Source organism: Actinomadura sp. NPDC049382, assembly GCF_040677125.1.
GTDB lineage: Bacteria > Actinomycetota > Actinomycetes > Streptosporangiales > Streptosporangiaceae > Spirillospora > Spirillospora geliboluensis.
In genome coordinates, this window is sequence record NZ_JBFARO010000273.1 from 1 (window position 1) to 1,597 (window position 1,597).

The 1,597-nt window shown below is 67.5% G+C and carries 1 protein-coding gene; it reads right to left on the bottom strand.

All coding sequences use genetic code 11. The features are described 5' to 3' along the window. Positions 1 to 53 precede the first annotated feature (53 nt). Positions 54 to 1,394, bottom strand: a complete 1,341-nt coding sequence (locus AB0K34_RS46605) for an IS256 family transposase (protein ID WP_138642364.1) — start codon at positions 1,392 to 1,394, stop codon at positions 54 to 56. Positions 1,395 to 1,597: the final 203 nt, after the last annotated feature.

Sequence of the window (1,597 nt, forward strand, 5' to 3'; positions counted from 1 at the left end):
GAGCCTGTAACTCGAAGTGTGTAAAGATGATCTTGTTGTGGGTCTGGTTGTCTTTACTGGATGCGGTCTGGGTAGGCGTCGGCGAGTTCGTTGAGGGCTTCGGCCCACCCGTAGGTCTTCTGGCCCTCGATGAGCCGTGCCGGATAGCCGGCGCGGACACCGTCCAGGTCGGCTCTGGCGGCGCGTTCGCGTGCGCGTTTGTCCTCGATGTTGAGGATGGCCAGCCAGAGCAGCTTGACCACCGCGTCGTCGGTCGGGAAGTGGCCGCGGGCCTTGGTGACCTTGCGGAGCTGGTAGTTCAGGGACTCGATGGCATTGGTGGTGTAGAGGAGTTTGCGGACGGCGGGGGTGAAGGCCAGGAACGGGATGAACCGTTCCCAGGCGGTTTCCCAGGCCTTCACTGCCTGCGGGTAGCGTCTGCCCAGGTCGGTGTCGGCGAAGGCCGCGAGGGCGTCCAGGGCGGCGTCGGCGTCGGGCGCGGTGTAGACCTTCTTCAGTTCGGCGGCGACGGCGGCGCGGTGCTTGCGCGGGACGGGGCGCAGGCTGTTTCTGATCAGGTGCACCACGCATGATTGGACGGTGGTGTGCGGGAACGCGGCGCAGATGGCGTCCTCGAACCCGGTCAGGCCGTCGACGCAGGCGATGAGGATGTCGTGGACGCCGCGGTTGCGCAGGTCGGCGACCACGCCGCGCCAGAACGCGGCGCCCTCCCCGATCCGGTTGGTGCCGGGCGGGCCGGCCGGGCCGTCGCCGGCTTTGGGGACCCAGATGCCCAGGACGTGTTTGTCGCCGTCGGTGTCGATCCCGACCGCCAGGTAGGCGGGCTTGTTGTGCACGACGTGGTTGTCTCGCACCTTCACCATCAGCGCGTCGAAGAACACCACCGGGTAGACGGGGTCCAGGGGGCGGCGCTGCCAGGCTTTGACCTCGTCCATCACCTGCTCGGTGATGCGGGAGACGGTCTCGGGTGACAGTTGGGTGCCGTAGACCTGGTCGAGGTGGTGGACGATGTCGCGCACCGTCATGCCGTGCGCGTACAGGCTGATGACCATGTCGTCCAGGCCGCCCGACACCCGCCCGGCGCGTTTGGGCACCAGCACCGGCTCGAACGACCCCTTCCGGTCGCGCGGCACCGCCAGGCGGACCGGACCGACCCCGGTCTGCACCGTCTTGGAGATCTTGCCGTTGCGTGAGTTGCCGGTCCCGTACCCGTCGCTGGCGTGCTTGTCATAGCCCAGGTGCGCGGTCAGCTCGGCCTCCAGCGCCCGCTCCAGCACGGCCTTGACCAGGTCGCCGAGCATCGAGCCCTCGCCGGTCAGCCGCAGCCCGCCGGCCTCGTCCCGGGACCGGGCCAGCAGCTGGTCCAGCAGCCGGTCGTCCAGCAGTTCCCGGATCGGGCGGCGCGTGCTGTCCTGCTCGGGCCCACTCACCTCCGTCACGGTAGCCGAAAGATCACTTACGGTAGTTGAAGTGGTGTCGTCGACACGGTCGATCACGGACATGACGTGTGGTTCTCCCCCCGAAGAACGTGGGCGCTTCACCCACTGATCACTTGCTCCCCAGCAAGATCACTTTCCACACCTGAGGGAATACCCCC